A 17,207-nucleotide genomic window follows, 5' to 3' on the forward strand; every position below is an offset into this window, starting at 1 on the left:
CGCTCCGCGTCAGCCCTTCACGCAGAGCACCTGCTTGAGCTTCGTGACGACCTCCACGAGGTCGGCCTGCTGCTCGATCACGCTGTCGAGGTCCTTGTACGCGGCCGGGATCTCGTCGACCACGCCCGCGTCCTTGCGGCACTCCACGCCCGCCGTCTGCGCCGCCAGGTCCTCGGCGGTGAACAGCTTGCGCGCCTTGTTCCGCGACATCCGGCGGCCCGCGCCGTGCGAGGCCGAGTGGAACGAGTCCGGGTTGCCCAGCCCGCGCACGATGTACGAGCCGGTGCCCATCGAGCCGGGGATGATGCCCAGCTCGCCCCGGCGCGCGCTGATCGCGCCCTTGCGGGTGACCAGCACGTCCTCGCCGAAGTGGCGCTCCTCCGACACGTAGTTGTGGTGCGCGGAGATCGGCTCGTCGAACCGGACCTGCGGGAACTGCCCGATGAGCACCTTCGTGACCAGGTCGAGCATGGTGGCCCGGTTCAGCCGCGCGTACTCCTGCGCCCAGTACAGGTCGTGCCGGTAGGCCGCCATCTCCGGCGTGCCCGCGAGGAACACCGCCAGGTCCGGGTCGACCAGCTCGTCGTTGTGCGCCAACGTCTTCGCGATGGCGATGTGGTGCTGCGCCAGCTGGTTGCCGATCCCGCGCGACCCGGAGTGCAGCATGACCCACACCCGGCTGCTCGTGTCCAGGCAGACCTCCAGGAAGTGGTTCCCGCCGCCCAGGGTGCCCATCTGGTTCAGCGCCTTCTCCTCCGACAGGGTCGGGGTCAGGTCGCCGAACGAGCGCCACAGCCGGTCGTGGAACACCACCGGCGCGCGGTGCTGCCCGAAGCCCACCGGCACGGCCGCCTCGATCAGCGAGCGCAGCCGCGACAGGTCGGCGGGCAGGTCCTCGGCGGACAGCGACGTGCGCACCGCGGTCATCCCGCAACCGATGTCGACGCCCACCGCGGCCGGGGACACGGCGTCCTTGAGCGCGATGACCGAGCCGACCGTGGCGCCCTTGCCGAAGTGCACGTCGGGCATCACGGCCACGTGCTTCACGGCCCACGGGAGGGTGGCGATGTTCTGCAGTTGCCGGAGCGCCTCGCCCTCCACCTCGTCGGGACGTGCCCACAGGCGGATGTCTACGCGTGCTCCGGGGAGCGTGGTCGGGGACATGCGGGCAAGGCTAGGTCGGCCCCCTCCCGCCGGGCGAGGGAATTAACGCAGGTGGGCGGCCCCGGACGGCCCGCCCACCCGCGCCATCACCGGGCGTCAGCGGCTCACCGCCCTGCGGTACTGGCGGGTCGCCAGCGGCACGAACACCAGCAGGATCAGCACCACCCAGCCGAGCGTGGCCAGCACCGGGTGCTGGAGCGGCCAGGCGTCCGGCGGCGGGAACGCGTCGTTGGTGTTGCCGAACAGCACCCGCGCCGCCTGCGTCACCGCCGACACCGGGTTCCACTGCGCGAACACCTTCAGCGGACCGGGCAGGTTGCCCTCTTGCACGAACGTGTTGGCGATGAACGTCAGCGGGAAGATCGCCATGAAGCTCGCGTTGTTGAACACCTCCGGCGTGCGCACCATCAGCCCCACCAGCGCCATCACCCACGACATGGCGTAGGCGAACAGCAGCAGCAGCGCGAACCCCGCCAGCGCCTCCAGCGGCGACGAGTGGATCCGCCAGCCCACCAGCAGGCCGGTCAGCGACATCACCACCACCGAGATGCCGTTGCTGACCAGGTCGCTCGCCGTGCGCCCGGCCAGCACCGCCGACCGCGCCATCGGCAGCGAGCGGAACCGGTCGATCACGCCCTTCTGCATGTCCTCGGCGAGCCCGCTGCCGGTGGTCGTCGACCCGAAGATCACCGTCTGCGCGAAGATCCCGGCCATCAGGAACTCCTCGTACGCCATGCCGGGGATGTCGATCGAGCCGCCGAACACGTAGCTGAACAGCAGCACGAACATGATCGGCTGCAGGGTCGCGAACACCAGCAGGTCCGGCACCCGCTTGATCCTGATCAGGTTGCGCCTGGCGACCACCGCGCTGTCGCCCAAGGCCTGGATGAACGCGCTCACCGGTCCCCCTCGCTCTCGTCCAGCTCCGCCGCGCGCCCGGTCAGCGCCAGGAACACGTCGTCCAGCGTCGGCCTGCGCAGGCCGACGTCCAGCACCTTCACCGCCTCGGCGTCGAGCCTGCGCACCGCCTCCACCAGCACCTGCGCCCCGCCCGCCACCGGCACGAGCAGCCGGTGCGACCGCTCGTCCAGCACCACCTCGCCCACCGCCAGCGGCGCCAGCGCGCGCGAGGCCGTCGCCGCGTCGGCGGCCGTGCCCACCGACAGCTCCAGCCGCTCGCCGCCCACCTGGTCCTTCAGCTCGTCCGCCGTGCCCAGCGCGATCACCCGACCCCGGTCGATCACCGCGATCCGGTCGGCCAGCCGGTCCGCCTCCTCCAGGTACTGGGTGGTCAGCAGCAGCGTCGTGCCGCCCGCCACCAGCTCGGAGATCACCTCCCACATGCCGAGCCTGCTGCGCGGGTCCAGGCCCGTGGTCGGCTCGTCCAGGAACAGCACCGGGGGAGCGGCCACCAGCGCGCCCGCCAGGTCCAGCCGCCTGCGCATCCCGCCGGAGTAGCCCTTCACCGGCCGGTCGCCCGCCTCCACCAGGTCGAACCGGGCCAGCAGCTCGCGGGCCCGCTCCCGGCTGCGCCGCCTGCCCAGGTGGTAGAGCCTGCCGATCATGTCGAGGTTCTCGAACCCGGTCAGCGCCTCGTCCACCGCCGCGTACTGCCCGGAGAGCCCGATCCGGCCGCGCAGCTCGCGGGCCTGCGTGCGCACGTCCAGCCCGGCCACGCTCGCCCGGCCGCCGTCCGCCTCCAGCAACGTGGTCAGCACCCGCACCGCCGTCGTCTTGCCCGCCCCGTTGGGGCCCAGCAGCCCCATGACGGTGCCCTCGGGCACCTCCAGGTCGAGCCCGTCCAGCGCCACCACCGAGCCGTAGCGCTTGACCAGGCCCTCGGCCGTGATCACGTTTCCCATGCCGGCCATGATGACCGCGAACCCCGACAAGAACGGTCCGCGTTCGGGCTCCCGGCGGGGGGATCCTGCGGGAATTGCCCGTTCGGGTGGCGCGGGTGTGCGATGACCGGCGTGCTGATCAGAAGAGCCGCGCCCGAGGACCTGGGCGCCCTGCTGGAGCTGGTCCGCGAGTTCTACCTCGTGGACGGGCACGACTACGACCGCGACGCGCTGGCGCGCGCCCTGGGCCCGCTGCTGAGCGGGGACGAGCACGGTGGCGCGTGGCTGTTCGACACCGGGTACGCGGTGCTGACCTGGGGGTACTCGCTGGAGTCCGGCGGGCGCGAGGCGCTGCTCGACGAGTTCTACGTGCGCGACCGGGGGCGCGGCACCGGGTCGGCGGTGCTCGCGGAGCTGGTGGGCGTGGCGCGGGACGCGGGGGCGTCGCGGGTGTTCCTGGAGACCGAGCGGCCGAACGGCGCGGCCCGCAGGTTCTACCGCCGCAACGGTTTCACCCAGGAGGACTCCACCTGGCTCAGCCTGGTGCTCTGACCGGGTGAGCGCGGCGAGCCTCCGCCACCCGTTCGCGTTTTTCCTGCTATTGGGTGGTAAGTGCACCCGTGAAGCGGGCGATCGAGTGAACGGTCGCCCCTCACTAGGGTGTTCGCGAATCGTGCCGAGGTGGAGGAGCGTCCGATGGCAGCCGTCCAGACCCGCCGCAAGCGCAAGCTGGGTCAGTTCCTGAACGCGCTGCGCAAGCGCGCGGGCAAGACCGAGGTCGACTACCACGCGCTCACCCGCAAGACGCAGTCGACGCTGTCGCGGATGGAGAACGGGTACATCAGCCCGAGCTGGACCGAGCTGGGCGCGCTGCTCGGGCTCTACGGCGCCAGCGACGTGGAACGGCGTGAAGCCGAAGCGCTGTGGGAGGACGCGAAGCAGGACGGGACCCGGTTGGTCTACGCCGCCGCGTTCACCCCCGAAGCGCGTACGTACGCGCGGCAGGAGGCGGACGCGACGGAGGTCCGCACCGTGGAGATGAACGTGATCCCAGGGCTGTTGCAGACCCCCGCCTACGCGGCGGCGGTGCGGCGGGCGGGCAAGCGGTTCGTCGACGGGGGCGTCAGCGTCGACCAGGCGAAGGCGGCGCTCGCCGGGCGGCAGCGGAGGTTGCGGACGGTCCGGCTCGACGCGGTGATCGACGAGTCGGCGCTGCACCGCCTCGTCGGCGGAGCGGACGTCATGCACGAGCAGCTGCTGCACCTCGTGGCGGCCACGCAGAATTCCAACACCACCATTCGGGTGATTCCTTTCAGCGTCGGTGCTTACGGAACCATGTCAGGAGGCGGGGCAACCGCCCTCCTATTCGAGGACGGCGATCCCTCGGCCGTGTACTTGGAGTACGCGGGCGGGGGTAAGTGGGTGGACAATCCCGCCGATGTGCAGAATTACCTGCTGCACTTCAGCGAGATCGCCGGCGGGCTGGCCCTGTCGCCCAAGGACTCGGTCTCGCTGATCCGAAAAATGGCTTCGGCACTGAAGGAAACATGAACAACACCAAGACGTGGCGCAAGAGCACCCATTCCGGCGCGGGCAACAACTGCGTCGAGCTGGCAGTGGGTCGAACAGCCACACACGTGCGGGACAGCAAGAACCCCGGTCACGGGCGCCTGACCTTCGCGGACCGCCCCTTCCGGGCGTTCCTCACCACCCTGGTGCAGGCCTGATCCACCTCGGCGGGCAAGGCGGGCGCAACGAGGCGCCGCCCCGGCCGACAGCCATACCGACCCCTCCCCTCACCCGCGCGGGGGATGGTGGTGAACGCCCCACCGGGTGAATCACCCGGTCGGCGCGGGTTGAGAACGATTGCACCCACCCACGGCAGCGTCGTCGTTTTCCCGGTGCACTCGTTCGGCCTACTGGCGGGGGGTGAACGTCCCCCGAACCGGCCAACGCGGCGTGAATAATGTTCCGCTATGTCGCGGAACGCCGCCGTGAATAAGTTTCCCGACCGAAGTTCCTTCGGTCCAACCGGGTAATCCCGGTTCGTGGTCTTGCCGGAGTCATCCGGTTGTGCGTGCAAAGCCGGGAGGCGGACCCTGTGGCCGCCTCCCGGCTTTGGCATGTTCGGGGGTGGATGGGAATTGCGAGGAATGCTCGGGTTGAGGTGACTAGTGGGGGAGGGCGCGGAGGAGTTCGCGGGCTTCCTCGCGGCAGACCTCGCTCCAGCGGGCGAGGTGCCGGGCGGCCGTGCGACGTACGTGCCACGGGACGCGTACGTCGAACGCGATCTGCCGCGCGGTGAGGGCGGCCTTGTCCTTCCAGTCGCGCCGGAGGATCGTGATCGCCTCGGCGCAGCGGACGCGGGTGACCGGGGTGTGGGCGGGGTTCCTGGCCATCTCCAGCAGCCCCAGGGCGGCCTCGGTGGGCTCTGCGACGCCGATCGCCAGCCAGACCCCGCGGCGCTGGAACGGGGTGGTGGTGGGCAGGAGGCTGCGGAGGGTCTTCAGCGCGCGGGAGCGGCTTGCGGGGGCCTCCTCAACTAGAGCTCGCGCTGCCCTCGTGCGGGCGGACGCCGGGAGTGCTTCGTCCTGGGCCAGTCCGAGGAGCAGGGGGAGGGCTTGCTCCCGGCCTGCCGCACCACAGCCGAGCAGATCGACGGCGCTCCTGACGCGCAGTGCGGGCGGTGCTGCCCGGTCGTGCGCGATGGTCTTCAGCAGGTGCGTCTTGGCGACCCTGTCCTGGGGCGCGAAATGCCCGAGAAGATCCCCGGCTTGGCACCGCATTGCCGCAGAGGTCTGCTCGTCATCCCGAACCCGACGCAGTGGCGACAGCCCGATCACGTGCCTGAGAGCGTGCAGCACCGTGACCCGGTCCCGGACCGAGAGACGGAGGTCCCCGGACAGGTCTCGCACCCCGTCCGCGAGTTCGGGTGGTGCGATGTCCACGACGAGGGACATGGCGGCGACCCGATCGCGAGGCGGGAGCCGTCGGTCCGAGGCGATCCGCACGGCTTCGGGCACCACGTCCTGCCAACCCTCCGTGCCGGACTCCGCCAGCGTACGCAACGCCTGTCGCCTGTGGGAGGGGCGCCGGGTCAGCTCGCGGAGGGTGTCAACGGCTTCGTCGGCAAGTCGGGTCGAGAGGCTCAGCAGAGCCTCTACTGCGGCGACCCGTTCGGCGGGACCGCTCTCCGGCGCTGAGAGGCGATCGCGCATGATCGCCTCTGCTTCTCCTTGAAGCGGCAGGTTGCCCCAGCGGTCTTTGGTAGGCGTGCTGCTCTTCGGCGGCAGAGTGCGGTCCTCCAGGAGATCGCGTTCCACCTCGGTGCGCAGGCTCCTGGGGAGGTGAGGTAGCAGTGAGCTGGAGATGTGAGGGAAGTTCCGAGCGGTCTCGGCGATCAGATCGACTTCCAACGTGGTGTGCTGGCCCAGCAGGATGAGCCAGCGCGTGTACTCGGCTCGATCGCTGTCCCGCAGGTCGCGCAGGAGGGAGACAGCGCTCTGCGCGGTCGAGCGGGCGAGCCTGGTCAGTTCGACCGCAGCCCAGGCGCGGTCGTGGGCCCGTGCGGTCTCGTCCCCCGCCACCTCGCGGTGGAAGGCGACGGCTGCTCCCAGGTCTGATTCGCTCACAGCCGCGAGCAGCATGTGAGCCTCGCTGCGCCGCGCTGGAGGTAGGTGCTCTTCCACTGCCAGGTGGCGAAGTGCGGTAAGTCCCCTGCCGTCGCCAGGGATCAGGGTGCACAACACCTGTCCCGCTGTCATGCGCACTCGGTAGTCACAGGTCTCGTCGTCGATGAGCGACACCAGCCCTGGAACGACGTCTGCGCCCATGCTCGCCAACTCCGTCACCGAACTTCCCCAAGCGTGGGTGGTGACTTCCTCGGGGGGCAGCGCCTTTCTTGTTACGGAAGCGAGGTGCGTCGGGGCGATGCGGGCTAGAAGGACACCAGCCTCCCGCTGTGCTCCACGATCGGCCACCGGGTGCTCGAAAGCGGAGCGCAGCGCCTCCACGATGACGGGGTCCGAATCGAAACCCAGCTTGAACACGGCGTACGCGATCACCACCACTTGCCGTGGACTCGCGTGTAGCACCTCGTGCATCGCGTCCGCGACCTCTTTGCGCAGTGGTGCACTGAGAAAGGAGACCAGACCTGCGAGGTAGAGGAAGTCGAAACCGGGCACCATGGTCGAACGTGCCAAGTCGCAGGTCAGGTCCGCCGCACGTCGGTGGAACGGCTTGCCGAGCGCCAGCAGGCAGGACAAGGCGGAGAAGCGGACATAGCGCCCGGCCGACGTGGCCGCCACTGAGGCCAGCGCATTGCCGACCACCTGTCGATCCCCGGATGACTTGGTGAACTTGGTTATGGAGTAGAGCCAGAGGTCCTCGGGGGGAGCCGTGAGCAGGTCGAGCAGGAACGCCAAAGCCGGGCCTTGAAAGCTCTCGTCGAGTGACAGCAACCCTTCCCATGCTTTGAGCGCAACTGCTGGGTCCTGAGCGCTACCAGCGATCTCCACCAGACACGCACGGGCTTCCGCGTGGAACCGGGGATCAGAGGTGATCAACCACGTCGCCGCCTCGCAGCGGTCCAGGGCAGGACTGAGTCGATCGGTCATCAACTCGTGCAGTTCACCCAACGCCCTGTCCCGGTGAGGGGTTCCGAGAGCTGCCATATCGCTGAGGGCGCTCGCTCGTCCCTGCCCGTGCGTGGGGAGCTCGACCAGCAGGGCCCACAACACTTTTGCGGCCTCCTCGAAGTACTCCGGGCTTATGTCGCCCAGGGCACTCGCCGCCATGCGAACCAATGGCGTTGAGGTGCTGTGGTGAGTGATCACGGCTCGGAGTTCTTCCACCGCGCGATCCCTGAACCGGGAGCCGAACCCCGACAGCGCGCTCGCGCAGGTGTACCGATCACCGATGGTGCGACCGGGCTCTTCGAGCAGCGCGATCGTTAGTTCGCCCGCCACCGCTTCGTGTTGTAGGCCAAGTCCTGCTAGAGCCTGTGCGGCTATCACCCGGATAAAGCAGTTCCGCGCACGGTCCTGCACCACGGCCTGCAAGGAGCGGACCGCCTCGGCGGTGTGGTCGGGTCCGAGTTGGGACATGCCCAACGCCGCGTCATCCCACCCCAGAGTGCTCGAATTGGGATCGTTCAGCACTCGGCGGTACACCTCGGCGGCCTTCACCTGGTGGGCAAAGTCGATTTCTAGCAGGCCGGTCGCCGCTGTCACCAGGTCGTTGGGGGGTGTCTCGGCGTCGTCCAGCTCGCCCAGCAGGAAGTCGGTGGCATCGCGGTTGCCGTCCGGACCCATCGCCGCCAGCAGTACGGCGGCCGTTCGGTGGTCATTGGGGGAGGCGTACCGGTCCGCTAGAACGGCGCGCAACCCCCGCTCCGCCGGAGCCCGGTGGGCGGTTCCCGCCTCGGACAGCGCCTCTGCGGCCTTCAACTTGATCTCCGCGACTGCGGTCCCATCGTCGACCAGTGCGGTGAGGAACGCGATCGCCTCCTCTCGGTGCTCTCCCCGCAGCCGCACGCCCAGCGCCTTGGCCGCCTCAGTTCTGCTCGCCCACGGGGCGAGCGGGTCCCGCATCAGGTCGAGCAGCCAGTCCCGGAGGCCGGGATACCCGGTCGCCCTGCTGGCCCGCGACACCAGGGCCAGGCTCGGGTACTGGCTGGTCATTGCCCAGCCGCGCGCGGTGGTGAAGAACTCCGTAGTGGCGTCCGAGCCGGTGGGCAGGTGCATGGCCAGCAGCCGCGCAGCGAGCAGGTGTGCCTCCCGGTCGCCGTTGTGCAGCCAGCGCAGCAGCGGGTCCGCTTCACCGGGGTGCAGGTGGCTGTGGTGCAGCAGCACCGACCGCGCGAACCGGCCTCGGTCCTCGCCACGTGCGGTGTGCAGCAGCGTCGCGAACGGCTCGCCTGGGGTGAAGGTCTCCGGCAGCTCCTTGGCCCGTGACGTGGCCGCCAAGTGCTCGGCGAAGCTGTGGTGCAGGAAGCGCAGGTCGTCGTTGCGGACGGTCAGCAAGCCCGCCGAGGTCAGGTCGTCCAGTTGCACGGCCGGGGCGTGCTCGGCCGTCCACTCGCGCGCGGCGACGGCCAGGGACGTGTCCGTCTCCACCCGCACCCTGCCCAGGTGCTCCAGCAGCGGCGTCCGGTGCGGGGCGAACGTCGCCGAGGGCGTGCGCAGGGACAGCAGGAACCCCAGGTACGCCTCGTACAGCTCGTACTGGCTGTCCGGCAGCGGTCGCCACCCGCGCTGCTCGAAGACGATCGCCGCGAGCGTCGCCAGCAGCGGGACGCTGACCAGCTCCCCCAGGTGCGCCTTGTCGATCTCGCGGATGAACCGCTCCGCCACCTCCGGCCCCTCGTCGAACCACTGGGCCGCGAACCGCTTCAGCGCCTCCTCGTCGAACGGTTGCAACTCGTACCGCCGTGCCCCCGCTCGGTGCAGCGGGGCGAGTGCCGCGCCGTCCAGGGGGCGGCTGGTGAGCACGACCCGGTAGGGCGAGTCCACCGCGCACCGCGCCAACGCCCGCACCAACCGCTCCTGGTCATCCAGGTCTGCCACCTCGTCCAAGCCGTCGACCAGCAGCAACCACCGGCACCCCGCGAATCTGCCGCGCAGCAGCTCGGGGGACGGCGGCGAGTGGAGCAGGGAGTCGTACTCGGCCTGCAGGCTCTCCGCCAGCACCTCGGGGAACGGGCCCCGCCGCTTGGCCAGCTCCCGCGCGGTCACCCGCAGCGGCAGCACCGGCTCAGCCAGTGGACGCGCCGTGCTCGCGGTGAGCCAGCAGGCCGCGATGTCCGATGCCAGGCGCAGCGACAGGGTCGACTTGCCCTGGCCCGCCGCCCCGACGACGAGCAGGTGCGCGTCACCGTCCAGCGCCTCCCGCACGGTCTTCGCGGGTGGTCGCACCGACAGGCGGATCGCCTTGGGCGGCACGGGCTCCACCCAGTTGCCTCGCTCGTCCAGGACCGGCTTCGGCTGCTCGCTCGAACGCTCCTCGATGCTGTTGCCCAAGTCCTGGCGCACGTACACCGTCGACAGCGCCGGGTTGCGCGCCCCCGGCAACTTGTGGGGTGTGTGCTCGGCCGCCTCGATCTGGGCGTGCAGCAGCGAGACGACCGCAGCAGGCAGCGTCACCTGGTCACCCCAGGCCCGGACGTGCTGCTCCGGCGGCGGTGGCGGAGGACCGTGGAAGTGGATACCGCCGCTGACCGTTCCCGCCAGCACCGCCTGTCCCAGCGAGCTGTCCCGGATCGTGTTGGTGGCGACCACCCTCGGGTCCTCGTGCACGCCTGGCCGCCTCTCCGCACTGAGCGCGTGTGACCCCGCCATCAATAGGCCACGTCACGCCAATGCCAACCGCACTCCTGCGGACAACCCCAACAAAAGCGGGGCGGCAGCCCGAAGACCACCGCCCCGCCCGTCAGAACCGCCCTCAGCGCGTCCCCAGCACCCCGTCCACCCGCCTCGGGATGCCCAGCGGGTTCCCCGCCTGCAACTCCGGCGGCAGCAGTTCGTCCGGCCACGACTGGTAGCTCACCGGCGCCAGCCAGCGCCGGATCGACGTCGCGCCCACCGACGTGTGCAGCGGGTTCGTCGTCGCGGGCCACGGTCCGCCGTGGTGCATCCCCCACGCCACCGCCACGCCGGTCGGCCAGCCGTTGAAGATGATCCGGCCCGCCACGCCCCGCAGCGCCTCCGCCGCCTGGGCCGCCAGGCCGTGCTCCTCCGGGTCCGCGTGCACCGTCCCCGTCAGCGTCCCCGGCAGCGACGGCAGCATCGCCAGCACCCGCGCGGGGTCGTCGTAGGTCACCACGACACCCGCCGGGCCGAAGTGCTCCTCGGTCAGCTTCCCGGCGTTCTCCTCGAACACCTCCACCGGCACGGTGAACAGCTTCGGCGCCGCCGTCCAGCCCTCCTCCGGGGCCGTGCCCTCGGCGACCAGCGACGCCAGGCCCGACGCCGCCAGGCCCTCGGTGCCCGACCGGTACGAGTCGCGCATCCGCTCGTTCAGCATCGCCCCGCCCGCCGACGCCGACACCGCGTCCGCCAGCGCGGGCACCAAGCCCGCAGGGGCGAACAGCAGGCCCGGATTCGTGCAGAACTGGCCGACGCCCATCACCAGCGACCCGGCGAACCCCGCCGCGATCTCCGCCCCGCGCGCCGACGCCGCCGCGGGCAGCACCACCGCCGGGTTCACGCTCCCCAGCTCGCCGTAGAACGGGATCGGGTCCGGCCGCGACGACGCCAGGTCGAACAGCGCCCGACCACCGCCCGTGGACCCGGTGAAGCCCACCGCCCGCACCGCCGGGTGCCGCACCAGCGCCACCCCGGCCTGCGTGCCGTACACGATCCCGAACACCCCGGCGGGCAGCACCGACGCCACCACCCGCGCGGTCTCCCGCGCCGTGCCCGGGTGCGCCGAGTGGGACTTCACCACCACCGGGCAGCCCGCCGCCAGCGCCGACGCCGTGTCGCCGCCCGCCACCGAGAACGCGAACGGGAAGTTCGACGCCGAGAACACCGCCACCGGCCCGATCGGGCGCAGCAGCCGCCGCAGCTCCGGCCTCGGCGGGATGATGTCCGGATCGGCGCCGTCCAGCACCGCCTCCACGTAGCTGCCCTCGCGCAGCACCCCCGCGAACAGCCGCAGCTGGTTCGTGGTCCGCTTCAGCTCCGTGGTCAGCCTCGGCACGCCCAGCGCCGTCTCGCGGTCGGCCGTTTCCACCAGCAGCCCGGACTCCGCGTCCAGCGCGTCCGCCAGCCGCTCCAGCACGTCGGCCCGCTCCGCGCCCGGCAGCGTCGACCAGGACGGGAACGCCGCCTGCGCCGCCCGCGCCAGCGCGTCCACCTCCGCGTCCGTCGTCACCGGCACCGGCTCGCCGAACGGCTCCCCGGTCCTCGGGTCGTACCCCTGCACGACGCTCATCGCCCGGCCTCCTGAACCGCCGTGTCGAAGTCCGGACCGACCCACACGCCGCCCAGGTACTTCAGCGCCAACGACTCCGGGTCCGGCTCGCCGTGCTGGGCGATGACCTCCGCCGCGAACACCTCCGAGTCGTCCTCGGACACGTACCCCAGCTCCCGCGCCGCGTCCAGCGAGAACCACCGCCGGGTGTTGTCCGAGACGCCCCACACCACCCGGAAGCCCGGCGACGGCGCCGACAGGCACGCCTCGAACAGTCGCGCCCCGTCGTCCGGGGACAGCCACGTCGACAGCATCCGCACGTCGCGCGGCTTCTCGAAGCACGACCCGATCCGAATCGCGATCACGTCCAGCCCGTACCGCGCCGAGTACATCGACCCCAGCGCCTCCAACGCCACCTTGCTCACGCCGTAGTAGCTGTCCGGCTGCGGGAACAGCGCGTCACCGGCCTCGCCGGACGCCCGCTCGTAGAACCCCACCGCGTGGTTCGAGCTGGCCAGCACCACGCGCTTCACGCCCGCCCGCCTGGCGGCCTCCAGCACCGCGTGCGTGCCGTTGATGTTCACCTCCAGGATCTCCGCCCACGGCCGCTCCAGGCTGTGCCCGCCGAGGTGGATCACGGCGTCCACGCCCTCGCAGGCCCGTTCCACCGCCTCCAGGTCGGTCACCGAGGCGGTCACCAGCTCGACCTCCTCGCCCTCCTCGGCGGGGCGCTGCTCGGCGACGTCGAGCAGGCGCAGCACTCGGCCGGGCGCGGCCAACCGGGGGCGCATCAGCGAGCCGACGATGCCCGCCGCGCCGGTGATCAGGATCCGTGCGGTCAACGGGGGAGCCTTTCCGTGAGGGGATCAGCGGCCGAACTGCCGCAGCAGCTCGGTGACGGTGCGGGCCGCGTGCAGCAGCGCCCCCACCACCTGGCGCTCGTGCTCGCCGTCGAGCCTGCCCAGCGGCACCGAGCAGCTCATCGCGTCGAGCACGGGCGTGCGGTAGGGCAGCGCCACCGCGAAGCAGCCGAGACCGGGCGTGTTCTCCTCGCGCTCGTGGGCGTAGCCCACCCCGCGGAAGCCCGCGAGCTGCGCGTGCAGCGCCGCCCGGTCGGTGACGGTGTTCTGGGTGAGCGGGTCCAGCGTGGCGGGCAGGACGGCGTCGACCTCCTGCGGGGTGCGCGCGGCCAGCACCGCCTTGCCCAGCGACGTGGAGTGCGCGGGCAGCCGCCTGCCCACGCGCGAGACCACCCGCAGGTGGTGCTCGGACTCGCGGCTGGCCAGGTAGACCACGTCCGAGCCGTCGAGCCGCGCCAGGTGCACGGTCTCGTTGACCTCGCGCCTGACCTGCTCCATCACCCGGATGGCGACCTGCACCACCGGGTCGTGGTCCAGGTACGAGGTGCCGACGAGCAGCGCCCTCACCCCGATGCCGTACGTGCCCCTGGTGGAGTCCAGCTCCACCCAGCCCCGCGCGACCAGGGTCTGGAGCAGCATGTACAGGCTGGACTTCGGGTAGCTCAGCTCGCGGTGCAGCTCGGTGAGGGTGAGCGGGCGCTCCGAGGAGGACAGCACCTCCAGCAGTTCCACGGTCCGGTCCGCCGACTTCACCGCGTTCGGCCGAGCGGGTGACGTGCCTCCAGCCACTGGGTCCTCCACGGAAACGTTCAGGCAACACGCACTTGACACGTCGCTGCGCCGATTCTTACAGTCCGCCCCAGGGGTTCACAAGTACGACCGTAATTCAGATATGTGAACACAGCTGAGCGTCGACAAGTGAACACCGCCAACGAGACGCGGGAGCGCCGGCCGCCGCCGGTCCCGCCCCGGCGCCGGGGGCGCGATCGGCCACCCGGCGCGGGAGCCACCCAGCGATCAAGGGATGAAGGTCTGGTATGCAACTCGACGGGGTGCTGTTCTTCCCGGTGACGCCGTTCGACGCGGGCGGCGGGCTCGATGAGGCGGTGCTCGCCGAGCACGTCAGGCGCGGCGTCGCCGCCGGGGCAGGCGGGGTCTTCGTCGCGTGTGGCACCGGGGAGTTCCACGCGCTGGATCCGGACGAGTTCGAGCGCGCGGTCGCGGTCGCCGCACGGGTCACCGAAGGCCGGGTGCCGGTGTTCGCGGGCGCGGGCGGGCCGCTGCCCACCGCGCGCCGCTACGCCGAGGCCGCCCACCGCTCCGGCGCGGACGGCCTGCTGCTGCTCCCGCCCTACCTGGTGTCCGGACCGCCCGCCGGGCTGGTCCGCTACGTCGCGGGGGTCGCGGACGCCACCGACCTGCCGGTGATCGCCTACCAGCGCAACAACGCCGTGTTCACCCCGGCCACCGCGGTCGAGATCGCCGCGCTGCCGACCGTGGTGGGCCTCAAGGACGGCCTCGGCGACATCGACCTGCTGCACCGGATCGTGCTCGCCGTGCGCGACCAGGTCGACAAGCCGTTCCAGTTCTTCAACGGCCTGCCCACCGCCGAGCTGACCGTCCCGGCCTACCGGGGCATCGGCGTGGACCTGTACTCGTCGGCGGTGTTCTGCTTCGCCCCCGAGGTCTCGCTCGGCTTCTACCGGGCCGTGCACGCCGACGACACCGCGCTGGTCCGCCGCTACCTCACCGAGTTCTACCGGCCGCTGGTCGAGCTGCGCGACCGGGTCCCCGGCTACGCGGTCTCGCTGGTCAAGGCCGCCGTGCTGGCCACCGGCCTGGACGTCGGCGGCGTCCGCCCGCCCCTGGTCGACCCCTCGCCCGAGCACCTCGCGGAGCTGGAGCTGATCGTCGCGGCCGGTCGGGCGCTCGCGCTGGAGACGGCCGAACCTGGCCGGGGGACGAACGGGGCAGCGGCGAACGGGACGGCGGCGGGCGGGGCGGTCGGCCAGCCGGAGCTCGCCGGATGAGGATCACCGACGTCGTCGTCACCCCCATCGCCTTCCCCGACCCGCCCCTGCTCAACTCGGTCGGCGTGCACGAGCCCTGGGTGCTGCGCACGGTCGTGGAGGTCCGCACCGACGCGGGCCTCACCGGCCTCGGCGAGACCTACGGGGACATCGGCCACCTCAACCGGGTCCTGGCCGCCGCCCCCGCCCTCACCGGGCTGGACGTGCACGACCTCAACGGCATCCGCGCCCGCGTCTCCACCGCCCTCGGCGGCCAGGCGGGCTCCGACCGGCACGGCCTCACCGGTCAGCTGACCGTCGAGTCCACGGTCGACCGGGTGTTCTCCCCGTTCGAGGTCGCCACCTGGGACATCCGGGGCAAGGCGCTGGAGCGCCCCGTGGTCGACCTGCTCGGCGGCGCCGTCCGGGACGCCGTCCCGTACAGCGCGTACCTGTTCTACAAGTGGGCGGGCCACCCCGGCGCGGAGCCCGACGGGTGGGGCGCCGCGCTCGACGTCGACGGCGTCGTCGCCCAGGCGCGGGAGCTCACCCGCAGGCACGGCTTCCGGTCGATCAAGCTCAAGGGCGGCGTGCTGCCGCCCGACGAGGAGGTCGCCGCGATCCGCGCCCTGCGCGAGGCGTTCCCCGACCACCCGCTGCGGCTCGACCCCAACGCGGCCTGGTCCCCCGAGACCGGCCTGAAGGTCGCGCACGAGCTGGACGGCGTCCTGGAGTACCTGGAGGACCCCAGCCCGGAGATCGCGGGCATGGCCGAGGTCGCCGCAGGCTCGCCGCTGCCGCTGGCCACCAACATGTGCACGATCGCGTTCGAGCACCTCGCGCCCTCGGTGGCGGCGGGCGCGGTGCAGGTCGTGCTGTCCGACCACCACTACTGGGGCGGGCTGGCCAGGACCAAGGAGCTGGCGGCGATCTGCCGCGCGTTCGGCCTCGGCCTGTCCATGCACTCCAACTCGCACCTGGGCGTCAGCCTGGCCGCCATGACCCACCTGGCCGCCGCCACGCCCAACCTCGACTACGCGTGCGACACGCACTACCCGTGGAACAGCGAGTGGGACGTGCTCACCGAGCCGCTGTCGTTCGTGGACGGCGCGCTGCCCGTGCCCGCCGGTCCCGGCCTCGGGATCGAGCTGGACCGCGACAAGCTCGCCGCGCTCGCCGAGAACTACCGCCGCTGCGGCATCGTCCAGCGCGACGACACCGGCTACATGCGGACCATCGACCCGAGCTACGAGAGGAAGCGACCCCGGTGGTGACCACCGTCGCGCACGCCTACCCCTGGGACCTCGTCGGCGACCCGGCGGCAGCCGAGCGGATCGCCGCGCTCGGCGTGGACGCGGTGGCGCTGGCCGCCTCGTACCACACGGTCCGCGCCGCAACCCCGCTCCACCCGGAGCACCGCCTGGTCGACGCCAGGCACGCCGCCTTCTACCTGCCGGTCCGCCCGCAGGCGTGGGGGCGGCTGGCGCCCGCCGCGCCGACCTGGGTCGACGGCGAGAACCCGTACGGCGCGGCCTCCGACGCCCTGCGCGCGGTCGGGCTGCCCGTGCACGCCTGGACCGTGCTCACGCACAGCAGCAGGCTCGGCGACCAGCACCCCGACCTGGTGGTGCGCAACGCCTTCGGGGACCGCTACCCGTACGCCCTGTGCCCGGCGAACCCCGATGTCGCCGAGTACGCCGCGAACCTGGTGACCGAGGTGCTCGACCAGGGCGCCCCGGACGGCGTGGTGCTGGAGGCGTGCGGACCGCTCGGCCTCACCCACGGCGGGCACCACGAGAAGACCGACGGCGCGGACTGGGACCAGGTCGCCCAGAAGCTGCTGTCGCTGTGCTTCTGCGCGGCCTGCGAGCGGCGCTACGCCGACCCGGACGCGGTCCGCGCGGCGGTGCGCGCCGGTGTGGACGGCGGGTCCCCGAGCGTCGAGGAGGCGCTGGGGGAGTGGGCGGCCGGGGTGCGGGCCACGCGCACGGCCCTGTCCCGCGACCTGCGCCGCGACCTGGTCGCGCTGGTCAGGGGCGCGGGCGCCAAGGCCGTCGTGCACGCGACGGCGGACCCGTGGGGCACCGGTCCGTTCGCGACGGTCGCCGACGGCGTCGGGACCGACGTGGACGTGCTCACCCTGACCTGCTGGGGCGGCCCCGAGGCGTCCCTGCCCGCCATCGAGGCGCTGCGGGAGGCGGCGCCCGGCGTCCCGATCGCGGCCTACGTGCTGGCCCTGCCCCCGAGGACCGCCGACGCGGCGGCCCTGGTCGACGAGTGGCGGCACTACGGCGTGGACGAGCTGCACCTCTACCACGCCGGCCTGGCCTCGCCCGCCCGCCTGTCGGCGGTGGGGGAGGCGCTGGGCGCCCTGCGCGGGCAGCCGGTCCTTCACCCTGGAGTGTGAGAACCCCGAGCAA

At 71.8% G+C, this 17,207-nt stretch carries 13 protein-coding genes; 6 read left to right on the forward strand and 7 right to left on the reverse strand.

Annotated features, from left to right (window positions below):
• Positions 1-9 precede the first annotated feature (9 nt).
• From LV78_RS06075 to LV78_RS06085, 3 genes are all read right to left on the reverse strand, one after another.
• Entirely contained in the window at positions 10-1,164 is a 1,155-nt protein-coding gene (locus LV78_RS06075; protein ID WP_253843715.1) for an RtcB family protein, read from the reverse strand.
• A gap of 96 nt (positions 1,165-1,260) precedes the next feature.
• Positions 1,261-2,064, reverse strand: coding sequence for an ABC transporter permease (locus tag LV78_RS06080; protein ID WP_253843716.1), 804 nt, complete (start codon positions 2,062-2,064; stop codon positions 1,261-1,263).
• On the reverse strand, positions 2,061-3,026 hold the full coding sequence (locus LV78_RS06085) for an ATP-binding cassette domain-containing protein (RefSeq protein WP_253843717.1): 966 nt from the start codon (positions 3,024-3,026) through the stop codon (positions 2,061-2,063). The genes LV78_RS06080 and LV78_RS06085 overlap by 4 nt, the downstream gene beginning before the upstream one ends.
• Before the next feature lie 102 nt (positions 3,027-3,128).
• On the opposite strand from LV78_RS06085, the gene LV78_RS06090 reads away from it, so the two are divergent.
• The 3 genes from LV78_RS06090 (at position 3,129) to LV78_RS06100 (ending at position 4,732) form a co-directional block, all read left to right on the forward strand.
• Positions 3,129-3,557 (forward strand): GNAT family N-acetyltransferase, encoded by a 429-nt coding sequence (locus LV78_RS06090; protein WP_253843718.1) that lies wholly within the window; start codon positions 3,129-3,131, stop codon positions 3,555-3,557.
• Positions 3,558-3,701: 144 nt separating this feature from the next.
• Positions 3,702-4,556 (forward strand): helix-turn-helix domain-containing protein, encoded by an 855-nt coding sequence (locus LV78_RS06095; RefSeq protein ID WP_253843719.1) that lies wholly within the window; start codon positions 3,702-3,704, stop codon positions 4,554-4,556.
• Positions 4,553-4,732: a DUF397 domain-containing protein gene (locus LV78_RS06100; RefSeq protein ID WP_015800321.1), complete on the forward strand. Its 180-nt coding sequence runs from the start codon at positions 4,553-4,555 to the stop codon at positions 4,730-4,732. The genes LV78_RS06095 and LV78_RS06100 overlap by 4 nt, the downstream gene beginning before the upstream one ends.
• Before the next feature lie 444 nt (positions 4,733-5,176).
• Here LV78_RS06100 and LV78_RS06105 read toward each other — a convergent pair whose 3' ends face one another.
• From LV78_RS06105 to LV78_RS06120, 4 genes are all read right to left on the reverse strand, one after another.
• Complete coding sequence (locus LV78_RS06105; RefSeq protein WP_253843720.1) at positions 5,177-10,282, reverse strand: NACHT domain-containing protein; 5,106 nt, start codon at positions 10,280-10,282, stop codon at positions 5,177-5,179.
• Between the two features lie 163 nt (positions 10,283-10,445).
• On the reverse strand, positions 10,446-11,939 hold the full coding sequence (locus tag LV78_RS06110) for an aldehyde dehydrogenase (NADP(+)) (RefSeq protein WP_253843721.1): 1,494 nt from the start codon (positions 11,937-11,939) through the stop codon (positions 10,446-10,448).
• The gene (locus LV78_RS06115; protein ID WP_301305845.1) at positions 11,936-12,760 is read right to left on the reverse strand and encodes an NAD-dependent epimerase/dehydratase family protein; all 825 of its coding nucleotides are present in this window, start codon (positions 12,758-12,760) and stop codon (positions 11,936-11,938) included. Before LV78_RS06115 ends, LV78_RS06110 begins: the two co-directional genes overlap by 4 nt.
• A 24-nt stretch (positions 12,761-12,784) precedes the next feature.
• On the reverse strand, positions 12,785-13,567 hold the full coding sequence (locus tag LV78_RS06120; RefSeq protein WP_015800327.1) for an IclR family transcriptional regulator: 783 nt from the start codon (positions 13,565-13,567) through the stop codon (positions 12,785-12,787).
• 248 nt (positions 13,568-13,815) lie between these two features.
• Between LV78_RS06120 and LV78_RS06125 the strand changes: the two genes are divergently transcribed.
• From LV78_RS06125 to LV78_RS40575, 3 genes are read left to right on the forward strand one after another with little or no spacing between them, the layout of a single operon-like run.
• Positions 13,816-14,808 carry a 5-dehydro-4-deoxyglucarate dehydratase gene (locus tag LV78_RS06125; RefSeq protein ID WP_253843722.1) on the forward strand — a complete coding sequence of 331 codons (993 nt, stop codon included), beginning with the start codon at positions 13,816-13,818 and terminating at the stop codon, positions 14,806-14,808.
• On the forward strand, positions 14,805-16,061 hold the full coding sequence (locus LV78_RS06130) for a glucarate dehydratase family protein (protein WP_253843723.1): 1,257 nt from the start codon (positions 14,805-14,807) through the stop codon (positions 16,059-16,061). Before LV78_RS06125 ends, LV78_RS06130 begins: the two co-directional genes overlap by 4 nt.
• Positions 16,055-17,194, forward strand: coding sequence for a hypothetical protein (locus LV78_RS40575; RefSeq protein WP_301305846.1), 1,140 nt, complete (start codon positions 16,055-16,057; stop codon positions 17,192-17,194). Before LV78_RS06130 ends, LV78_RS40575 begins: the two co-directional genes overlap by 7 nt.
• Positions 17,195-17,207: the final 13 nt, after the last annotated feature.

The sequence above is a fragment of the Actinosynnema pretiosum genome (assembly GCF_024171695.1).
Lineage (GTDB): Bacteria > Actinomycetota > Actinomycetes > Mycobacteriales > Pseudonocardiaceae > Actinosynnema > Actinosynnema pretiosum.

Coding starts and splice junctions, on each gene's coding strand:
- LV78_RS06085 (WP_253843717.1), bottom strand. CDS start 3,026: ATGGGAAACGTGATCACGGCCGAGGGCCTGGTCAAGCGCTACGGCTCG.
- LV78_RS06100 (WP_015800321.1), top strand. CDS start 4,553: ATGAACAACACCAAGACGTGGCGCAAGAGCACCCATTCCGGCGCGGGC.
- LV78_RS06090 (WP_253843718.1), top strand. CDS start 3,129: ATGACCGGCGTGCTGATCAGAAGAGCCGCGCCCGAGGACCTGGGCGCC.
- LV78_RS06130 (WP_253843723.1), top strand. CDS start 14,805: ATGAGGATCACCGACGTCGTCGTCACCCCCATCGCCTTCCCCGACCCG.
- LV78_RS06110 (WP_253843721.1), bottom strand. CDS start 11,939: ATGAGCGTCGTGCAGGGGTACGACCCGAGGACCGGGGAGCCGTTCGGC.
- LV78_RS06075 (WP_253843715.1), bottom strand. CDS start 1,164: ATGTCCCCGACCACGCTCCCCGGAGCACGCGTAGACATCCGCCTGTGG.
- LV78_RS06125 (WP_253843722.1), top strand. CDS start 13,816: ATGCAACTCGACGGGGTGCTGTTCTTCCCGGTGACGCCGTTCGACGCG.
- LV78_RS06095 (WP_253843719.1), top strand. CDS start 3,702: ATGGCAGCCGTCCAGACCCGCCGCAAGCGCAAGCTGGGTCAGTTCCTG.